Here is an 18,093-nt window from a genome sequence, read left to right on the forward strand (position 1 = left end):
GGGACCCCCGTCTTTTGGCTTACGCGCAGTCCGCGTCCGTGACCGGACGGTCCTTCGCGCGGATCGCTCCCGCCGGGAACCCGTTCTTGTCCAGGATGTCGCCGGTCGCGGAGATCGTGTAGCCGGACGAGGTGATGCGGATGCTGCCGTTGCCCCGCCAACTGTCCTGGTCGGTGACCTCGTCCGGGGTGACCAGCGTGAAGTTCTCCAGCACCGCGATCGGGGTCGTCGTCACCGTACGCAGTCTCGGCACCCGCTCCAGGAACGCGGCGGTGCGCGGCGGGACGTCGATCTTGTCCGTCTTGCTCTTGCTGACCTCCTCGCCGAACGACCACTCCGTGGTCACCTCGGCGCCGCCGCCCAGCGAGAAGACGTCCTTGATGATGCCGAGGTCGAAGCTGGCGCTGACGGAGACGCTGTGCGTGACGCTGCTGCTCGTCGACAGGCCGTGGCTGATGTCCTGGCCGGTCTGGACCGCGTTACCGCAGTTGATGATCTGATCCGACGCGTCCGTGGGGGCGCCCACCGAGTCCTTCACATCGGTCGCCGGGTACTCGCAGTGCACAGACACCCGAGCGACCGGCGGCGCACCCGCCGTCGTGTTCCCGATATCCCCGATCCCGTTCGTCCGATCCGGGCCGACCTCACCGGTATTCAGATTGATAAAGAAGTTCCCCACATCCTGAAACGGCTTGTCCGAGGTCGGACCCGGGCACAGGGACGCCATCATCTTGTCCGTGTCGAACGTCTCCGCGCCCTTCAGCTGGAACGGCGTGGAGGCGGCCGGGGGCACGAGGGCCGCCATCGCGGCGGGGACGGCGATCACGCCGCCCGCCACGGCGACCACCGAGCCGAGACCGATGACGAGCGTCCTGGAACGCTTCTTGCTGCGAGCGTGACCTTTGGGCATGGGTGTGCCCTCCTTTTCGAGCAGCGGTGCGGGGAGCTTTGCTTGACCGCCACTTTGACAAGGAGTCCCAGTATCCCGACAGGGTCAAATATCCCTGTCCAAGAATTTACCCTCGACGGGAGTCGGAATTCCGAAAAGAACGCCGAATAGGCCTCTCACGGAATGCGGGTGGAGGCTTTACTCGGCTACATACGTCACGCGGCGTGGATTTGTTCAAGATCCCGCCAGAGGTCCCACCAGACGTCCCACCAGACGTTCCGCGAGGAGAAGCGCGAGCGGACCGGCCGGAAGCCGGAACCGACCCGCGACCGCCGCGTCGATCGCCTCCCCGAGGGGCCACCACTCGACCTTGTATCCCACCTCCGTGCCCGTGAGCTCCTGCGGTCCCAGGTCCACATCCCGGGCGAGGTACAGGGACACCCGTGCCGTGGAGTGCGGAGCGATCACGTACGTCCCCAGATGGACCCACGACCTCGCGGTGACCCCCGCCTCCTCCCTCGCCTCACGGCGCGCGCAGTCCTCGGGGTCCTCGCCGGGTTCCTGACGGCCGCCGGGGAGGAACAGGTGGTGGTCGTCGCCGGTCGTGATCAGGGCTACGTGCTTGCGGTTATCGAGGGCGACGGTGATCGAGGCGTTTTGCAGGGGGGTGGGGTGCACGGGTCGCGAGGCTACGCGTGAATCGTCCCGGTTCGCGGGCATTCGCGACAACTACGCTCCCAACATCGGTACCTGAGCGACGGGACGCCTGTCTGTGTCCACCCCGAGAAGGTCGGGCTGCCTGCCGGGCGCTACAGGAGCGGGGGTGTTCCGCTGTCCGTCGCACTGGAGCTGCCGTCCGATCCTTCGCAGGTGGTGCCGTACCTGCACAGCGTGCTGTGGAGCGCCGCGCCGATCCTGCTCGACGAACTGGTCGCTCAAGCTCAGCGGCAGATCCGGCAGCGGTTCCCGGAGCTGGATGTGATCGCTGTGATGCGTCAGGCGCTCGGGTGCCGCTGAACAGGGTCTGCCCCGTAGTACTCCGGGGGTACTCACCCGTAATACTGGCCCCGCCTCCCCGTCCCGGCCCTAGTTAGAGTGACCCCATGACCCAAGCCCCCCGCTTCGACCGCGGCCACACCGACGATCTCAAGTCATTCCTGACCGCGAGCCCCACGCCGTATCACGCCGTGGCCACCGCGGCGGACCGGTTGGAGAAGGCGGGGTTCAGGCAGCTGTCGGAGACCGACGCGTGGGACGACGCGCGGGGCGGGGTGTACGTGCTGCGGGGCGGGGCGATCGTCGCCTGGTACGTGCCGGAGGGGGCGAGCGCGCACACGCCGTTCCGGATCGTCGGCGCGCACACGGACTCGCCGAACCTGCGGGTGAAGCCGCTGCCGGACACGGGGGCGCACGGGTGGCGCCAGGTGGCTGTCGAGATCTACGGGGGGCCGCTGCTGAACTCGTGGCTGGACCGGGATCTGGGGATCGCGGGACGGCTGACGCTGCGGGACGGGTCGGCGCGGCTCGTGAATGTGAGCCGTCCGCTGCTGCGGGTTCCCCAACTCGCCATCCACCTCGACAGATCCGTCAGCTCCGAGGGTCTGAAGCTGGACAAGCAGCGGCACTTGCAGCCGGTGTGGGGTCTCGGGGAGGCCCGGGAAGGGGACTTGATCTCGTTCCTGGAGGAAGAGGCGGGGCTCGCGGCGGGTGAGGTCACCGGGTGGGACCTGATGACGCACTCCGTGGAGCCGCCCGCCTACCTCGGCCGGGACGAGGAGTTCCTCGCCGGCCCCCGGATGGACAACCTCCTCTCCGTCCACTCGGCGACCGCCGCACTCGTCGCCGTCGCGACCCACGTCGGCGACGAACTCCCCTATATCCCGGTCTTCGTGGCGTTCGACCACGAGGAGAACGGCTCCCAGTCCGACACCGGCGCGGACGGCCCGCTGCTCGGCGGCGTCCTGGAGCGCTCGGTGTTCGCGCGGGGCGGGACGTACGAGGACCGCGCGCGGGCGTTCGCCGGGACCGTCTGCCTCTCCTCCGACACCGGGCACGCCGTGCACCCCAACTACGCGGAGCGGCACGACCCGACGCACCACCCCCGGATCAACGGCGGCCCGATCCTCAAGGTGAACGTCAACAACCGCTACGCCACGGACGGTTCGGGGCGCGCGGTGTTCGCCGCGGCCTGCGAGAAGGCCGGCGTTCCGTTCCAGTCGTTCGTGTCCAACAACTCGATGCCGTGCGGCACGACGATCGGCCCGATCACCGCCGCCCGGCACGGAATCCAGACCGTCGACATCGGCGCGGCGATCCTCTCCATGCACAGCGCGCGGGAGATGTGCGGCGCGGACGACCCGTATCTGCTGGCGAACTCGCTGGTGGCATTCCTGGAGGGGTAGGGCGTACTTCAGAGGTAAGGGGACTACGGGGGGGTACCCGTAGTCCCCTTACCTCTTCACTGCCTTATTGCTTCCGGCAAGCCCGCGCAGCATCCCTCAGCCACAACGCGCTCGCCTTCGGCGTCCGCCGCTGCGTCTCGTAGTCCACGTGCACCAGCCCGAACCGCTTCTCGTACCCGTACGCCCACTCGAAGTTGTCCATCAGCGACCAGCAGAAGTACCCCCGCACATCCGCCCCGGCGGCCCGCGCGAGCCCCACCGCGGTGAGGTGGTCGGCGAGATAGGCCGTGCGGTCGGCGTCCTGGATGCTCCCCGACGCGTCCACAGGGGACTTGCTGTCGTCGAAGGCCGCCCCGTTCTCGGTGATGTACAGCGGCAGCGCGGGGTACTCGTGGCTGATCCGGGTGAGGAGGGCCGTCAGCCCCTCCGGGTAGATCTCCCAGGGCATCGCGGTGGCGGGCCGCCCGATCTGCGGGACACCCTCATAGCCGTGCGGCTCGTCGCTCGCGCGGACCACCTCGCGGAAGTAGTAGTTCACCCCGAGGAAGTCCAGCGGCTGCGCGATGGCCTTCAAGTCACCGTCCAGCACCGGAAGTTGCGCATCCTGCCGGGCCAAGTCCGTGAGCAGGTCGGCCGGATAGCGGCCCAGCAGCACCGGGTCCAGGTAGATCCGCGTGCCGATCGCATCCGCACGCCGCGCCGCGTCGACGTCCTCCGGCGCGTCCGAGGCGGGGTGGGCCACAACAGGGTTGAGCGTGATACCGACTTGGGCGTCCGTCACGGCCGCGCGGAGCTGCTGGACGGCAAGACCGTGGCCCAGCAGAAGATGGTGGGCCGCCTTGGTGAAGTCCGGGAAACTCTGCCTGCCCGGCGCGTGGTTACCGAAGTAGTAGCCCAACATGGCTGAACAGAAAGGCTCGTTGAGGGTGATCCAGTGCTTCACCCGGTCGCCGAGCGCCCCCGCGATGAGCCCCGCGTACTCGGCGAACCGGTAAGCCGTCTCCCGCTCCGGCCAACCGCCCGCGTCCTCCAACGGCTGCGGCAGGTCCCAGTGGTACAGCGTCGCCCACGGCGTGATGCCCTTGGCGAGCAGCTCGTCCACGAGACGGTCGTAGAACGCGATCCCCGCCGCGTTCGCCGGACCGCTGCCGCCGGGCTGGACACGCGGCCAGGAGACCGAGAACCGGTAGGCGTCCAGGCCGAGTTGGGACATGAGCGCCACATCCTCGGGCATCCGGTGGTAGTGGTCGCAGGCCACGTCCCCGGTGTCGCCCCCCGTCACCTTCCCAGGGGTGTGGCTGAACGTGTCCCAGACGGACGGCCCCCGCCCGTCCTCAGCGACGGCCCCCTCGATCTGGTACGCGGCCGTGGCCGCCCCCCAGACGAAGTCGGCCGGCAGCCCTCGTACCGCTTCGCTCCCCGCGGTCTCCGCGCTCGTAGCGGTCATCCGTTCCGCCTCCCCACGACGTACGCACCCCCTCGTGGGAGCGCTCCCAAGCAGGCTTGCTCAATCCCTCACACCTGTCAAGCGTCGCCGTTTTCCAGCCAATCGAGAGTGCCGGGCGATCTCTCGCCACGGAGGCGTTGACAAGATCGGGTCGCCGCCAGGAGGGTCATGGGAGCGCTCCCAAGTGGCTGGTTCCTTCGGCCTTCTCACCGGAAAGTGACCACATACATGCCAGATCGCAGCCCTGTTTCACCCAGATCATCGCCGGAGACCCTGTGTGATTCAGCCTGCGCCGGGCGGGTCCGCTCACGGGTGTCGCATCACGGTCGGCTTGTTCGGGGGGTGGCCGAATGACGAGCAAGGCGGGACGGTGGCGGCTCGTCGCCGACCCGGCCGTCCGGAACCTGATCGCGGCCACCGGCGCCGTCGGGGTGGCGGGGGCGTTCGTCGTGCCGACCACCAGCCTCTTCCTGACGGAAGCGGTTGCGGCAACACCGCTGATGGTCGGGCTGTTCTTCGCGGCGCGCTCGGTCGCGGAGATCGGCACGGACGTCGTCGTCGGCGCGGTCTCCGACCGGCTGCGGGACCGGCGGGCGATCCTCGTCCTGACGGCGCTGCTCAACGCGGCGGGGGCGTTGTGCTACACGTTTCTGCGGGACTATTCGCTGCTGCTGGTCACCGGGATGGTGCTGTTCGGTCTCGGGGGCGCGTGTTTCGGGCAACTCTTCGCCTATACGCGGGAGTTGGCTGACGATCGTGGGGTCGACGCCCCGTTCTTCAACGGGTTCCTGCGGTCCGTGACCTCGTTGGCCTGGGTGATCGGGCCGCCGCTGGCGTTCTGGGTCGTCGCGCAGTGGTCGTTCGCGGTGCTGTACGGGGTGACGGCGGGGCTCTCGCTGGTCGCGGCGGTGCTGTGCCGGTGGGGGCTGCCGTATCCGGGGGCGGTGCCGACGACATCCGGCGCTGATCAACTCCCCAACAAACAGGGCCTGTTCACCGGCGTCGGCCCGCGCACGCTGCTCGTGCTGGGCTCGGTCGTCCTGCTGCTCGGCGCGAACGCGATGTACCAGATCAACCTGCCGCTCTACATCACCGACGAGTTGGGGATGAGCGGCCAGTTCGCGGGTCTGCTGCTCGGGGTGAGCGCGGCGCTGGAGATCCCGCTGATGGTGCTGGTCGGCGTGTGGGCGGACCGGCTGGGCAAGCGGCGGCTGCTGATCGCGGCGACGGTGTGTGCGACCGCGTTCTTCGCGTTGCTGCCGGTCGCCGACACCAGCCGGGTCGCGCTGCTGGCTCTCCAGCCCCTCAACTCGGCCTGGGCGGCAGTCGCGTTGAACATCCCCGTCGTCATGCTCCAGGACAGCCTGCCCGGCCGCTTCGGCACCGCGTCCGCGCTGTACTCCGGCGCGTTCAAGGCGGGCATGTTCCTCGGCGGCCTCGCGGTCGGCACGGTCGCGACGTGGACGGGTTACGCCCAGGTCTTCTGGCTGTGCGCCGGACTCACCGCGATCGCGGGGGTGTTGGTGCTGCCGGGGTGGGCGGGGGAGTCGGATCCGGCGGGGCCGAAGCTCAATCCTGCTGGCGGCGAGGGGGGTTCGGGATCGAGCGGGGTCGGTTCTCCGGCTCCGCGCGAGAGCGCCCCTGCCGCCGAGGGGGTGTCGAGTGACCATGACGCCGGCGAGTGATGATGCGGTCCGCTCGCGTGGTGGGTGGTGGGCAGTGGGGACCTGAGAGCTACCTCCGGGGGGCTACCTCTCGGGAGCTACCCCCAGAGGGCTACCTCGGAGGAGCTACCCGCTGAGGGCTACCCCCCGAGAGCTACCCCGGGAGAGCTACCTCCCAGGAGTTACCCCAGGAGAGCTACCCCGGAGGAGCTACCTCCCGAGCGCTACCCCCGGAGACCTACCCCGCGCGAGCTACCCCCGGAGCGCTACCGTCACGCCAGCGCGTGCCCCGTCGTCACGTCCACGTACTCCGGGACCTCCTCATGCCGGTCCCCGACAGTCAGCGTGCCGGACGGCTCGAAGACCAGGATGTCCGTCGGGACGGGAGCGTACGGCTTGTGCTCCACCCCGCGCGGGACGGTGAACACGGAGCCCTTCTTGAGGACGACCGTCCGCTCGCCCTCCGGTTCGCGCAGGCCGATGTGGAGTTCGCCGTCCACGACGAGGAAGAACTCGTCGGTGTCGTCGTGCGCGTGCCAGAGGTGTTCGCCCTCGACGTGGGCGATCCGGATGTCGTAGTCGTTGACGGTCGTGACGATCCGGGGGCTCCACTGCTGGGTGAAGGAGGCGAGGGCGGCGGGGAGGGAGACGGGTTCGTTGCTCATGACGATCATGCTGGCGGGTGGTCGGCAAGGCGCACGAGTGCTAGGAATCGCACATGCCGCAAGAATCCTCGCAAGCGAAGAAGTGGCCGCACCGGGTGACCGTCGTCGTCGACGAGGGCACCAACCCCTTCGAGGTCGGCATCGCCACCGAGATCTTCGGCCTCCCCCGTCCCGAACTCGGACTCCCGGAGCGGCTCTACGAGGTGACCCTGTGCGCACCCACGCGCGCGGTGCGGATGAACCACGGGTTCTTCACGCTGACCGGCGCGGCCGGCCTGGAGGCCGTGGACGGCGCCGACACCGTCGTCGTACCGGGCCGCCCCGACAACGTCGTCCCGCGCGGGGCGGACGTTCTGGAAGCGATCCGCGACGCGCACGCGCGCGGGGCGCGCATCGTGAGCCTGTGCACCGGCAGCTTCGCGCTCGCCGAGGCGGGCCTCCTGAACGGCCGCCGGGCCACCACTCACTGGATGTGGGCGGACACCTTCCGGAAGCTCCACCCCCAGGTGCTGCTCGAACCGGACGTCCTGTTCGTCGACGAGGGCGACGTCCTCACCGCCGCCGGGAGCGCCGCCGCGCTGGACCTCGGCCTGTACATCGTCCGCCGGGACTACGGCGCGGAGATCGCCAACGCCGTGTCCCGCAGGCTCCTGTTCGCCGCCCACCGCGACGGCGGTCAACGCCAGTTCGTCGAGCGCCCCGTCCCCGACATCCCCGACGAGTCCCTCGCGCCGCTCCTGGAGTGGGCCCAGGAGCGCCTGGACGCCCCTCTGACGGTCGCCGACCTCGCCGCGCACGCGTCCGTGTCCCCCGCGACCCTGCACCGCCGGTTCCGCGCGCAGCTCGGGACGACGCCGCTCGCGTGGCTGACGGGGGAGCGGGTGGCGCTCGCGTGCCGGTTGATCGAGCGGGGGGAGATGCGGCTGGACGTCGTCGCCGCGCGCGCGGGGCTGGGGACGGCGGCGAACCTACGCGCACGCGTGCGCCGGACGACCGGACTCAGCCCCTCGGCGTACAGGCGGCGTTTCGGGCCGGCCGGCGGGGAAGCCGTATCGGCATGAGATTCCAGGTACGCGACCGGCTCCTCGGCTTCGGCGAGGACTACTGGATCGAGGACGACCGTGGCCAGAAGGTGTTCCTGGTCGACGGCAAGGCGATGCGCCTACGGGACACGTTCGAGCTGAAGGACACGCGCGGGCGCGTCCTCATCGACATCCACCAGAAGATGTTCGCCCTGCGGGACACGATGGTCATCGAGCGCGACGGCGAACCCCTCGCCCGCATCCGCCGCAAACGCCTCTCCCTCCTGCGCAACCACTACCGCGTCTCCCTCGTCGACGGCACCGACCTCGACGTCAGCGGCAAGATCATGGACCGCGAGTTCGCCGTCGAGTACGACGGTGAGCTCCTCGCCGTCATCTCGCGCCGCTGGCTGCACATCCGGGAGACGTACGGCGTGGACGTGGTCCGGGAGGACGCGGATCCGGCGCTGTTGATCGCGGTGGCGGTGTGCGTGATCCACCTGGCGGAGAAGGAGCGGGAGGAGGACTGAGCGCCCGGATCAGCTGAACGCCCGGGTCAGCGTCCCAGCACCCGGTCCTTCAGCGCCGGGAACACCTCCCGCGTCTCCGCCACCTTCCCCGGGTCGAACTCCACGGTGAGGATCTCCTCGCCGTGGCCGGCCTCGGCGAGGACCTCGCCCCACGGATCTACCACGATCGAGTGACCGGCCTGGGGAACCCCGGCGTGCGTCCCGGCCGTTCCACATGCAACGACGAACGCCTGGTTCTCGACAGCCCGCGCCTGAGCCAGCAGCGTCCAGTGGGACCGGCGGCGCTCGGGCCAGCCCGCCGACAGCACAAGGGTCTCGGCGCCGGCGTCGACGAGGCCGCGGAAGAGTTCGGGGAAACGGAGGTCGTAGCAGGTGGCGAGACCGAGGACGGTCTCGGGGAGGACCGCGGTGACCAGGTCGTGGCCGGCGCTCATCAGGACGGCCTCGCCCTTGTCGAAGCCGAAGCGGTGGATCTTGCGGTAGGTCGCGGCGAGGTCACCGGAGGGTGAGAAAAGGAGGGAGGTGTTGTAGAGGGATCCGTCGGACCCGCGTTCCGGGATCGAGCCGGCGTGCAGCCAGACCCCCGCGTCCCCGGCGGCCTTGGCCATCGCGTCGTACGTGGCCCCCCGCAGGCTCTCCGCCTCCGTGCCGAACAGCTCGTAGGCGAAGGCACCGGTGGTCCACAGCTCGGGAAGGACGACGAGATCGGCGTCACTCCGCTCACGGACGAGCGCGGCGACCCGCTCCCGCCGGTCTTCGACCGATTCGCCCTCGCTCACGGCGACTTGGATCAGAGAGGCGCGCACACTACCACCGTCCTGGCATTCGAGTCGTCCACATCGGCCTACGATCGTCACACGAAAGCACTGCCGGGGGCGACGACAGCAGCGTAACTTAGCGTGCTAAGGCGCCCGCCCACCGCTTTCCTCCCATTGGCAACGCCGCCACAAACCGCCGCCCGTGTACCGACCGCCGAGGGGTCCCGTTCCGTGAGTCTGCATCCCACCCTCCAGCCCTACGCCGACGCCTGGACGCACTCCATAGAAGCGATAACCGAGCTGGTGCAGCCGCTGGTGGAGGCGGACTGGAACCTCCGTACGCCGTGCCCCGGCTGGTCGGTGAGAGACATCGTGTCGCACGTCATCGGGCTCGACTGCGAGATGTACGGCGACCCCCGCCCGATCCACTCCCTCCCCCGCGACCTCTTCCACCTCCACACCGACCTCCAGCGGTACATGGAGGTCCAGGTCGACGTCCGCCGCCACCACACCTCCCCGGAGATGACGTCGGAGCTGGAGTACACGATCATCCGGCGCAACCGTCAGCTGCGGAACGAGAACCGGGCCCCGTCGGCGAAGGTGCGCGGCCCGCTGGGCTCGGAGCTGACCCTCGAAGAGTCGATGCGCTCCCACGCGTTCAACATCTGGGTCCACGAACAGGACCTCCGCACGGCCCTCGGCCGCCCCGGCAACCTCGACTCCCCCGGCGCGCACATCGCCCGCGACGTCCTCCTCGACGCGCTCCCGGCGATCGTCGCCGACAAGTCCGACGCCCCCCGCAGTTCGGCGGTCGTCTTCGACGTCACCGGCCCGGTCGAGTTCCTGCGCACGATCCGCATCGACATCCAGGGCCGAGGCACCCTGGAAACCGTCCCCGCCCTCGGCCCCGCCGCCTCCTTCGTCCTCGACTGGGAGACGTACGTCCGCCTCGCCTGCGGCCGGGTGACGCCGGAGGGCGCCGCGGACCGCGTCAAGGCCGAGGGCGAGCCGGAACTGACGGCGGCGATCCTGAGGAACTTCACGGTCACGCCGTAGGCAGCGCTGACGGACACAGGGGGCGCGCAAGAGACTCCGCGCGCCTCACCGTCGTCGACACCCGCTACGCGGGCACGTGCACCGTCTCCACCCGAGACGCCACCAACCGCTCCCGCTCCCTGCGCGCAGCCTTCTTCCGGAGTCGGAGGATCTGACTGATTCCGATCGCCTGGAGAACGAAAACGACCGAGAACGCGATCCCGTAGTTGTCGGAAGTGGCATCCAGCAGGACGCCGATCAGGAACAACGTGGTCATCGAGGCCGTGAAGCCACCGATGTTGGTGATGCCGGAGGCGGTCCCCTGGCGCTCCGGCGGGTTCGCGGGGCGGGCGAAGTCGAAGCCGATCATCGAGGCCGGTCCGCAGGCGCCGAGGACGACGCAGAGGGTGACGAGCACCCACATCGGCGCGTGGTCGCCGGGGTAGCCGATCGCGAGGGCCCACGTCACCGTCGTCGCCGCGACCGTGCCCAGCGCCAACGGCAGCCGGGCCTCGTGACGCCGGGCGATCAACTGGCCGTAGACGACCCCGAAGACCATGTTGGACAGCACGACGAGGGTCAGCAGCCCGCCCGCCTCGCCGCGCGTGAGGCCCTGTCCCCGGACGAGGAACGGCATCCCCCACAGCAGCAGGAACACCATCGCCGGGAACTGCGTCGTGAAGTGCACCCACAGCCCCATCCGCGTCCCCGGCTCCCGCCACGCCGTCGCGATCTGCCGCCGCACGTACGCGGCGCCCTGGTGCGGCATCGGCTCGGGCTCGTAGCCGTCCGGATGGTCCTTGAGGAAGACGACGAGCAGGACGAGGACGACGATCCCGAGCCCGGCGCTGCCCGCGAACGCGGCGGTCCAGCCGACGCCGTGCAGCAGGCCGGCGATGAACAGCGTCGACACCAGGTTCCCGGCGACCCCGGCGAGCCCCGCGAACTGGGCGATCATCGGACCGCGCCGCGCGGGGAACCAGCGGCTGCCGAGCCGCAGTACGGAGATGAACGTCATCGCGTCCCCGCAGCCGAGCAGCGCGCGCGAGGCGAGGGCGGTGCCGTACGAGGGGGCGAACGCGAAGCCGAGCTGGCCGGCCGTGAACAGTACGACGCCGATCGTCAGCACCCGCTTCGTGCCGAGGCGGTCGACCAGCAGACCCACCGGTATCTGCATGCCGGAGTAGACGAGGAGCTGGAGGATCGAGAACGTCGACAGCGCGGAGGCGCCGACGTGGAAGCGGTCGGCGGCGTCGAGTCCGGCGACCCCCAGCGACGTCCGGAAGATGACGGCGACGAAATAGACCGACACTCCGATCGTCCACATGGCGACAGCACGGCGCCCGCCGGGCGGATCACCCGGGAGAGTGGACTTGTTCACCGCACCTCACCCCGGGCGAGGTGCGCGAACCAGTCGACGTGCCGGCGGACGACCGCGACGGCCGCCTCCGCGTCGCCGTCCCTCAGCGCGTCGAGGATCTGCTCGTGCTCGACGAGGGACTTGGCGATCCGGTCGGGGTGCGCGTTCATGATCGCGACGCCCATCCGCAGCTGCCTGTCCCGGAGTTGGTCGTAGAGGCGGGTGAGGATCTCGTTGCCGCCGCTGCGGACGATCTCGGCGTGGAAGCAGCGGTCGGTGACAGCGGCAGTGGCCAACTCGCCGTGCCCCGCCTCCTCCTTCTGCCGCTCCAGCAGCTCCGCGAGGCGCTCGACGAGGCCCGCCGGGGCGGGGACGGCCTTGCGGACGGCGTGCTCCTCGATGAGGAGCCGCGTCTCGACGACGTCCGCGATCTCCTGTGCGGAGACCGGCAGGACCAGCGCGCCCTTCTTCGGGTAGAGCCGGATCAGCCCCTCGACCTCCAGGCGCAGCAGCGCTTCCCGGACGGGGGTCCGTGAAACCCCTACGGCGTCGGCGAGTTCGCCCTCCGTGAGGAGGGTGCCGCCTTCGAAGCGGCGGTCCAGGACGCCCTGTTTCACGTGGGCGTAGACGCGGTCGGCGGCGGGTTGTTTGGTGACGGGGAGGGGTGGAGCTGACGGCATGCGGACAGGATAGATACATCACGTACGCAAGAGGGGAACGTTTCACCATATGGACGTCCCTTGGGTCGCTCCGCGCGTCAGCTTCCCCAAGAGATTCAAAATTTCTCGGACCGGACGCACAACTTTCTGTGCTAGTTACGTGTCACAGACATGCGGCCCCTCACTTTCCCCCCACCCAACCGGGCCGTCTATCAGGGGCATTTCAACGTAATCGGGGTATTTCAGTTGATAACCGCACTCAAGGGCAAGCCGGTCCGCAGAGCCGCCGCCGTCACCGCGACGGCCGTCGCGATGCTCGCGACCGGCGCCCTCGCCGCGGCTCCCGCTCAGGCCGCGCCTGCCGCGCCGTCCATCGCCGCGCAGACCGGTTTCGTCATGAACAGCGCGACCGGCAAGGCGTTCGGGAAGCTCGCGGACAAGCAGATGTCCACCGGTTCGACCACGAAGATCATGACCGCCGCCGTCGTCCTGGCTCAGCCCAAGCTGAACCTGAACGACAAGGTCACGATCCAGATGGCCTACAGCGACTACATCGTCAAGAACAACGCGTCCTCCGCCAAGCTGATCGTCGGCGACAAGGTCACGGTCCGTCAGCTCCTCTACGGGCTGATGCTGCCGTCCGGCTGCGACGCCGCGTACGCGCTCGCCGACAAGTACGGCAAGGGCACCACCCGTGACCTGCGCGTCAAGAACTTCATCGCCCAGATGAACACCAAGGCGAAGTCGTTCGGCATGAAGAACACCAAGTTCGACTCCTTCGACGGCATCGGCAACGGCAACAACAAGTCCACCGCCCGCGACCTCTCGACCCTCGCGAAGAACGCGCTCAAGGACGCGAACTTCCGGGCCGTCGTGAAGACCAAGTCCTACACGGCCACCACCATCACCAAGACCGGCACCAGCCGGAAGATGGCCACCTGGACCAACACGAACACCCTGCTCTCCAGCTACACCGGCACCATCGGCGTCAAGACCGGCTCCGGTCCCGAGGCCAAGTACTGCCTCGTCTTCGCCGCCACGCGCGGGGGCAAGACGATGATCGGCACGGTCCTCGCGTCCACCAACCCCACGGTCCGCGCCCAGGACGCGACGAAGCTGCTCAACTATGGCTTCGCGAACCTGAAGTAGGGGTTTCACGAGAGGGGGTTCACCGCGATCCGTGCGGTGAACCCCCTCCGCGTTCTCGGGGGGGGTACGGGGTGGGTGGGTCAAGGAGCTGGCCGAGTTCGGGGAAGCGGGCATGTCATTCCCAGTGGGTGGTGGGGGTGGCCGAAGGCGGGGCCTCACCGTCCTCCACGCTGTGCAGCCACTGCCTGATCCCGTCCTCGGGTACGCCGACGTCCGGCACCACGTAGTACTCGCCCAGCCGCAGCCTCAGCCGTCCCGGCGGGTTGTCGGCATACTCCCTGAGCTGCCGCTGAACGCACGCATCACCTGGTCGAGTTCGCCGTAGCGGCGGTCGTGTTCCAGGAGGTCAGGGGCATGAAGTGCCTTTCGGGTGGCGGGCTTTCGCGTTGGGGCTACAGGTGGACGGGGAACGTGGCGTGGACGACGAAGCCGTGCGGACGACCCCGATCCCACCGCAGCACCACCCGCGCCGCCCTCGTACGGGCGGGAGTTGTCTCAGGCATGGTCATCGCGGGTTCAGGAGGATGTGGACGAACGGTGTCCACGGCGCTCGGCCGCGAGGGCCAGTGCCTGGACGAGACGGACCAGGGACCGAGCACCGACGGCGTCGTCGGCATACCGGGGCACCTGCAACGGTGCCACCTCGTCCAGCACGATGCCCTCCCGTGCCAGGACGAACCCGAGCGCGAGAAGGGCCGAGCGCCCGTTGCCGTCCTCGAAGGGGTGGAAGAAGGACACGTCGAGGTAGAGACGTGCGGCTCGCGCGGCGACGGGTACGGCTGGGGAGGACGCGGTGGCCTCGGCCAGGCACGCGTCGAACAGCGTCGGCGTTCCGGCGTCCACTCCGTACCGTTCGGCTCCCCCTTTGGCGAAGGCGGGAAGCTCACGAAACGTGAGGTACCGCCGGTCGAGGACCGTCCGCTGCCACGCGGTGAGGCGTTCGAAGTCGAGGGAACAACCCGCTCGGGCATCCGCATGTGCCGAACTCCACGCCGCCCGCAGTCGGTCGGCCCGCGACGGGTCGTCCGCAGGGATACGGGTGTCCGCGAGCCGGGCGATTCCGTCACGACGCCCTCGGATCGGGCCCGTCAGTGGGTCGGCCGTCTCCTCCCAGCGAATCTGTGAACGGACCCGGAGCCAGGTTGCGAGATCGTCACGCACCGTGGTCCTCGATGGCCGACCGAACCCGGCCCACGGCCTCGGCATCCGGTGAGATCCAGCTCTCGAACTCGGAGTCCACCACCTCGTCCGCCAGTTCCTCGGCCTTGTCCGCCGGCATACCGGTCGACTCCAAGTACCAGGCGATCGCGTCCGCACAAGGTGCCCGCCACAACTCTCCCGCGCCCGTCCGTTCGACCACGAGGGTCACCAGCGGTGCGACCGCGTGTGCACGTGTCCTGCGGATCTCGTCTTCGTCGGCGCCCGGTGGGGGTGCCGACGAAGCGAAAGCGGCAGCGAGTTCTTCGAGCCAGCCCCGCCATTGCAGCAATACGCTGGTGTATCTCTGTGCCATCTGTTCGGGGTCGCCGGAGCGTGTGGGAATATCACGAATGACCGAACCCGAGTAGGGGCTCTCATCAAACGCATCCACCGCCCAGTAGGCCCAATCACCGAAACACCGGCCAAGTCCCTCGGAAATCGATTCCTGCGGCCCGCGAGAGAAGACGATCTCACTCACCATGACGGACGCCGATTTGGGGTCGAAAGGGTGGCGGGCCGGATCGAGATCCCGCCACGTCCTGGATCTGAAGTACGGATCGTGAGTGATGACTGCTCCTTGCATAAATGTCTTGTTCATGACCTAGATCGTCGGCATGGCCGTGAGCACGACGAACGGGGGGTGAGCGAGGGGTCACTTTTGAGAGCTGTCCGCACCCCTGTCACGTTGATGGCTCCGGCGAGATCGCCATTGGCCTGATTCGGCGGACGCCCCAGCCACGCCTGATCGACTCGGTAAAAGCCGTTTCAGCCATGACTGAAACCCCCTCATGAGACCGGCCGGGACCAGCCACATCCACCCGTGTCCGCACCTCTCGGCACGCGCCTGATGATCGGCGCGCGAAGCGTAGCATCAAAGCCACACCGGCACAGGAAGCAAGCGCGACCATAAACATGGACGGCATGCCCGACACAATGAAGAAGCGCAAAACGGTCGTCGTCAATGACCGGGAAATTCCCCGGCGTTACTTTCTGCTTGCCGGTGGTGGATTTCTCGTTCTTTTCGGCGGTGCGTTCGGTGGCATCGTCTGGGTGAACTTGTCCGATGCGCGGGAGGATGTGCGTACCGATGAGGAGACCTCCGCTCTCGTCGGGCTCGCCCGTCAGTGGAAATGGACGTACAGGGAACGGAACGCGGGGGCTGCGGACCGCTATGAAGGCGTCGCTCCCTTTCCGTCCTTGTCCTCCGGGCTGAGTACCTGGAACGAGATGACGGGGCGATTCCGGGGCGGACGATACGGTGCTTCGAGTATCGGGACGAGGAGACCGTGCGGTCGGCGGGATCACAGCGGACTCGTACGAAAACGACGTACTAATCCGTCTTCTCGGTAGTCACGCCGGGTACCGTCCCCCGTACTGTGATCCGCCAGCCGTCCGATCTCACGGGCGAGTTCGCCGGTGGCTCCCTGGAAAGCTTCCTCCGTGCCGGCGGAGCTCAACTATCTCTGTGACGTCGTCGAGAAGACGCCGGCAGCCGTGTGGGGCTGAGCCGTCTCATTCTTGGATGAGACGGAGCACCTGTAGGACGAGCACCACGTGGGTGAGGAGGCAGGTGAGACGGTCCTGAACTCTGGGCATTCCTCGGCGAATTGTGGTTGTCCAGGCTGCGATGACGAGGGCGACCGAGAGGGCGACGAAGGCCCAGGATGCGATGAGCCAGGGTGTGGAGAGTTCCGTGAAGGTTCTGAGGACTGCGGCGGGAATGAGGGCCAGGAGAGGCAGAGCCCAGCCGGACTCGCCGGTGGCTCGCTCGGGGGTGGTGTCGGAGGTGGTGCCGGTCATTCGGTGCTCCGTTCTGTGGACGGGGATCAGGTCGGCAGGACGAGGTCGTAGAGGCATGCCCGGGTGCGGCGGACCACCGTCGCCTCCTCGCCGTGGAGTTCGAGGGTGACGCGGAGCAACTCCGCGCCGAGGTGGGGGCGTTCGGAGTTGGTGGTGGGGATGGCTCGCCAGAGGCTGAAGGCGCGGCGGGAGGCGGCTTCGACGTCGGGGTGGTCGGGACCCTGGATGGTGGCGCGGAGCTGGGCGCCGTGGAGGTACCAGGCGAGGCCGGTGGAGTGGTCGCCGACGAGGGTGGCCAAGTAGCCGCGGACTTCGCGGACTTGGGCGGTGAAGAGGTGGAAGCCGCCGTATTCGCGGGTGACGTCCTGGTCGAGTCGCTCCGCCAGGACGGTCGCGTCCTGGGGGTGGCCGGACTGGGCGACCTCGGCGATTTTCATCAGGCGGGCGCGAATGGTCTCCGGGGACAAGTTGCGCGGGACGGCCCAGAAGTCGGGGGTGACCGTGCCCCAGGGGCGGTAGAGCGGCTCGGACATGGCGGGGTTCCCTCGGGGCGGACGTGTGGTCGACCAGTTCACCATCCAGTCGTACTCCTGCGCGAACCCCCTTCACACCATCCCCTCGCACTCCCGCACGAACCCCCTCCCACCATCCAGCCCAATTCCCGCACGAACCCCTCCACACCATCCCCGCGCACCCCCGCACGAACCCCCTCCACCATCCCCGCGCACCCCCGCACGAACGCCCCCCATCCAGCCCAACCCCCCGCGCACCCCCTTTCACACGATCCCCCCGCCATCCACCCGCCGGGCAGCGTAAAGTCCCACGTCGGAGACAGGGGGTGCGGGGTGGGAGCAACAGCCGTCGCGGTGCCGCGACTTCCGGACGGGGCCCGGCTCATCGTCCCCGTGCTGGCCGCGACGGGCGGCAGCGGCCGGACGACGGTGGCGCATCTGCTCGGTACGGGGCTGGCGGGCGTCGGTGACACCGTCGTGCTGGACCTCGCACCGCGCCTCGCGTCGTCCTGGCCGGGTCGGTTGACGTCCGGGCGGGCGCCGGGGCTCGCGTCGTTGCCCCCGGACCAGCCCCTGACGCGGACGGCGGTACGCGCGGCCTGTGCCTCCGACGGTACCGGGCCCGCCGTCCTCTCCGACGACCGCGCCTGGCACGCGGCGCCACTCGACCTCCCTGAACTCCCCGCCGCCTGGTACCAGTTGGCGGCGATCGGAGGTTGGCAAGCTGTCGTCGCGGACACGGCGTACCCCCTCGCCCACGACCTCCTCACCGCCCGCCACGCAGGACACCGGGCGTTGACCCGTGACTGGTACGAACTCCCCTGCTCCGTACCGGTGTTGTGCGCGGCGGCGACCTCCGACGGCGTCCAGGCGCTCCAGCGGGCCACCAAGACGCTGGACGCGGAGGGGCTGCCGCTCGCGCGGACCGTGATCGCGCTGGTGGGGACGGGGGACGGACGGGCCCCGGCGGGTGTGCGGGCCGCCGTCGGCGAGGCGGCGGG

General features: G+C 69.0%; 20 protein-coding genes. 9 read left to right on the forward strand and 11 right to left on the reverse strand.

Going from position 1 to position 18,093, the window contains the following annotated elements:
* Window positions 1-19: 19 nt before the first annotated feature.
* Both ACVNF4_RS01840 and ACVNF4_RS01845 read right to left on the reverse strand, forming a co-directional pair.
* A complete protein-coding gene (locus ACVNF4_RS01840) occupies window positions 20-910 on the reverse strand; it encodes a hypothetical protein (protein WP_461800836.1) in 891 nt (296 codons plus the stop codon).
* Between the two features lie 213 nt (window positions 911-1,123).
* Window positions 1,124-1,567, reverse strand: a complete 444-nt coding sequence (locus tag ACVNF4_RS01845; protein WP_461800837.1) for an NUDIX hydrolase — start codon at window positions 1,565-1,567, stop codon at window positions 1,124-1,126.
* Window positions 1,568-1,759: 192 nt separating this feature from the next.
* Here ACVNF4_RS01845 and ACVNF4_RS01850 point away from each other — a divergent pair, with 192 nt between their 5' ends.
* Window positions 1,760-1,906: a hypothetical protein gene (locus tag ACVNF4_RS01850; RefSeq protein WP_461800838.1), complete on the forward strand. Its 147-nt coding sequence runs from the start codon at window positions 1,760-1,762 to the stop codon at window positions 1,904-1,906.
* An 86-nt stretch (window positions 1,907-1,992) separates the two neighbouring features.
* On the forward strand, window positions 1,993-3,291 hold the full coding sequence (locus ACVNF4_RS01855; protein ID WP_461800839.1) for a M18 family aminopeptidase: 1,299 nt from the start codon (window positions 1,993-1,995) through the stop codon (window positions 3,289-3,291).
* Window positions 3,292-3,355: 64 nt separating this feature from the next.
* On the opposite strand, the gene ACVNF4_RS01860 is transcribed toward ACVNF4_RS01855, so the two are convergent.
* Window positions 3,356-4,738, reverse strand: coding sequence for a GH1 family beta-glucosidase (locus ACVNF4_RS01860; RefSeq protein ID WP_461800840.1), 1,383 nt, complete (start codon window positions 4,736-4,738; stop codon window positions 3,356-3,358).
* A gap of 350 nt (window positions 4,739-5,088) precedes the next feature.
* Between ACVNF4_RS01860 and ACVNF4_RS01865 the strand changes: the two genes are divergently transcribed.
* Window positions 5,089-6,423, forward strand: coding sequence for a sugar efflux transporter (locus ACVNF4_RS01865; RefSeq protein ID WP_461800841.1), 1,335 nt, complete (start codon window positions 5,089-5,091; stop codon window positions 6,421-6,423).
* A 251-nt stretch (window positions 6,424-6,674) separates the two neighbouring features.
* Here the strand turns inward: ACVNF4_RS01865 and ACVNF4_RS01870 are convergent, their stop codons facing one another.
* Window positions 6,675-7,067: a cupin domain-containing protein gene (locus ACVNF4_RS01870; RefSeq protein WP_461800842.1), complete on the reverse strand. Its 393-nt coding sequence runs from the start codon at window positions 7,065-7,067 to the stop codon at window positions 6,675-6,677.
* A gap of 53 nt (window positions 7,068-7,120) precedes the next feature.
* On the opposite strand from ACVNF4_RS01870, the gene ACVNF4_RS01875 reads away from it, so the two are divergent.
* Window positions 7,121-8,128, forward strand: coding sequence for a GlxA family transcriptional regulator (locus ACVNF4_RS01875; protein ID WP_461800843.1), 1,008 nt, complete (start codon window positions 7,121-7,123; stop codon window positions 8,126-8,128).
* The gene (locus tag ACVNF4_RS01880) at window positions 8,125-8,619 is read left to right on the forward strand and encodes an LURP-one-related/scramblase family protein (RefSeq protein ID WP_461800844.1); all 495 of its coding nucleotides are present in this window, start codon (window positions 8,125-8,127) and stop codon (window positions 8,617-8,619) included. Before ACVNF4_RS01875 ends, ACVNF4_RS01880 begins: the two co-directional genes overlap by 4 nt.
* A 26-nt stretch (window positions 8,620-8,645) precedes the next feature.
* Here the strand turns inward: ACVNF4_RS01880 and ACVNF4_RS01885 are convergent, their stop codons facing one another.
* Window positions 8,646-9,425, reverse strand: a complete 780-nt coding sequence (locus tag ACVNF4_RS01885) for a carbon-nitrogen family hydrolase (RefSeq protein WP_461800845.1) — start codon at window positions 9,423-9,425, stop codon at window positions 8,646-8,648.
* 183 nt (window positions 9,426-9,608) lie between these two features.
* Between ACVNF4_RS01885 and ACVNF4_RS01890 the strand changes: the two genes are divergently transcribed.
* Window positions 9,609-10,433 (forward strand): maleylpyruvate isomerase family mycothiol-dependent enzyme, encoded by an 825-nt coding sequence (locus ACVNF4_RS01890; RefSeq protein WP_461800846.1) that lies wholly within the window; start codon window positions 9,609-9,611, stop codon window positions 10,431-10,433.
* A 64-nt stretch (window positions 10,434-10,497) separates the two neighbouring features.
* On the opposite strand, the gene ACVNF4_RS01895 is transcribed toward ACVNF4_RS01890, so the two are convergent.
* Both ACVNF4_RS01895 and ACVNF4_RS01900 read right to left on the reverse strand, forming a co-directional pair.
* Entirely contained in the window at window positions 10,498-11,739 is a 1,242-nt protein-coding gene (locus tag ACVNF4_RS01895) for an MFS transporter (protein ID WP_461800856.1), read from the reverse strand.
* 50 nt (window positions 11,740-11,789) lie between these two features.
* Window positions 11,790-12,452 carry a GntR family transcriptional regulator gene (locus ACVNF4_RS01900; protein ID WP_461800847.1) on the reverse strand — a complete coding sequence of 221 codons (663 nt, stop codon included), beginning with the start codon at window positions 12,450-12,452 and terminating at the stop codon, window positions 11,790-11,792.
* Between the two features lie 225 nt (window positions 12,453-12,677).
* On the opposite strand from ACVNF4_RS01900, the gene ACVNF4_RS01905 reads away from it, so the two are divergent.
* Both ACVNF4_RS01905 and ACVNF4_RS01910 read left to right on the forward strand, forming a co-directional pair.
* The gene (locus ACVNF4_RS01905) at window positions 12,678-13,580 is read left to right on the forward strand and encodes a D-alanyl-D-alanine carboxypeptidase family protein (RefSeq protein WP_461800848.1); all 903 of its coding nucleotides are present in this window, start codon (window positions 12,678-12,680) and stop codon (window positions 13,578-13,580) included.
* A gap of 112 nt (window positions 13,581-13,692) precedes the next feature.
* The gene (locus ACVNF4_RS01910; protein ID WP_461800849.1) at window positions 13,693-13,905 is read left to right on the forward strand and encodes a hypothetical protein; all 213 of its coding nucleotides are present in this window, start codon (window positions 13,693-13,695) and stop codon (window positions 13,903-13,905) included.
* 191 nt (window positions 13,906-14,096) lie between these two features.
* Here the strand turns inward: ACVNF4_RS01910 and ACVNF4_RS01915 are convergent, their stop codons facing one another.
* The 4 genes from ACVNF4_RS01915 to ACVNF4_RS01930 form a co-directional block, all read right to left on the reverse strand.
* On the reverse strand, window positions 14,097-14,741 hold the full coding sequence (locus ACVNF4_RS01915; RefSeq protein ID WP_461800850.1) for a Fic family protein: 645 nt from the start codon (window positions 14,739-14,741) through the stop codon (window positions 14,097-14,099).
* Complete coding sequence (locus tag ACVNF4_RS01920) at window positions 14,734-15,378, reverse strand: hypothetical protein (protein WP_461800851.1); 645 nt, start codon at window positions 15,376-15,378, stop codon at window positions 14,734-14,736. The genes ACVNF4_RS01915 and ACVNF4_RS01920 overlap by 8 nt, the downstream gene beginning before the upstream one ends.
* Window positions 15,379-16,292: 914 nt before the next feature.
* On the reverse strand, window positions 16,293-16,580 hold the full coding sequence (locus tag ACVNF4_RS01925; protein WP_461800852.1) for a hypothetical protein: 288 nt from the start codon (window positions 16,578-16,580) through the stop codon (window positions 16,293-16,295).
* A gap of 26 nt (window positions 16,581-16,606) precedes the next feature.
* Window positions 16,607-17,113, reverse strand: coding sequence for a hypothetical protein (locus tag ACVNF4_RS01930; protein ID WP_461800853.1), 507 nt, complete (start codon window positions 17,111-17,113; stop codon window positions 16,607-16,609).
* A gap of 312 nt (window positions 17,114-17,425) precedes the next feature.
* Between ACVNF4_RS01930 and ACVNF4_RS01935 the strand changes: the two genes are divergently transcribed.
* The coding region (locus tag ACVNF4_RS01935; protein WP_461800854.1) for a hypothetical protein at window positions 17,426-18,093 on the forward strand (668 nt) is incomplete at its 3' end.

This window comes from Streptomyces sp. S6, assembly GCF_054880855.1.

Coding starts and splice junctions, on each gene's coding strand:
- ACVNF4_RS01840 (WP_461800836.1), bottom strand. CDS start 910: ATGCCCAAAGGTCACGCTCGCAGCAAGAAGCGTTCCAGGACGCTCGTC.
- ACVNF4_RS01855 (WP_461800839.1), top strand. CDS start 1,993: ATGACCCAAGCCCCCCGCTTCGACCGCGGCCACACCGACGATCTCAAG.
- ACVNF4_RS01860 (WP_461800840.1), bottom strand. CDS start 4,738: ATGACCGCTACGAGCGCGGAGACCGCGGGGAGCGAAGCGGTACGAGGG.
- ACVNF4_RS01865 (WP_461800841.1), top strand. CDS start 5,089: ATGACGAGCAAGGCGGGACGGTGGCGGCTCGTCGCCGACCCGGCCGTC.
- ACVNF4_RS01870 (WP_461800842.1), bottom strand. CDS start 7,067: ATGAGCAACGAACCCGTCTCCCTCCCCGCCGCCCTCGCCTCCTTCACC.
- ACVNF4_RS01875 (WP_461800843.1), top strand. CDS start 7,121: ATGCCGCAAGAATCCTCGCAAGCGAAGAAGTGGCCGCACCGGGTGACC.
- ACVNF4_RS01880 (WP_461800844.1), top strand. CDS start 8,125: ATGAGATTCCAGGTACGCGACCGGCTCCTCGGCTTCGGCGAGGACTAC.
- ACVNF4_RS01895 (WP_461800856.1), bottom strand. CDS start 11,739: ATGTGGACGATCGGAGTGTCGGTCTATTTCGTCGCCGTCATCTTCCGG.
- ACVNF4_RS01900 (WP_461800847.1), bottom strand. CDS start 12,452: ATGCCGTCAGCTCCACCCCTCCCCGTCACCAAACAACCCGCCGCCGAC.
- ACVNF4_RS01910 (WP_461800849.1), top strand. CDS start 13,693: ATGTCATTCCCAGTGGGTGGTGGGGGTGGCCGAAGGCGGGGCCTCACC.
- ACVNF4_RS01920 (WP_461800851.1), bottom strand. CDS start 15,378: ATGAACAAGACATTTATGCAAGGAGCAGTCATCACTCACGATCCGTAC.
- ACVNF4_RS01925 (WP_461800852.1), bottom strand. CDS start 16,580: ATGACCGGCACCACCTCCGACACCACCCCCGAGCGAGCCACCGGCGAG.
- ACVNF4_RS01930 (WP_461800853.1), bottom strand. CDS start 17,113: ATGTCCGAGCCGCTCTACCGCCCCTGGGGCACGGTCACCCCCGACTTC.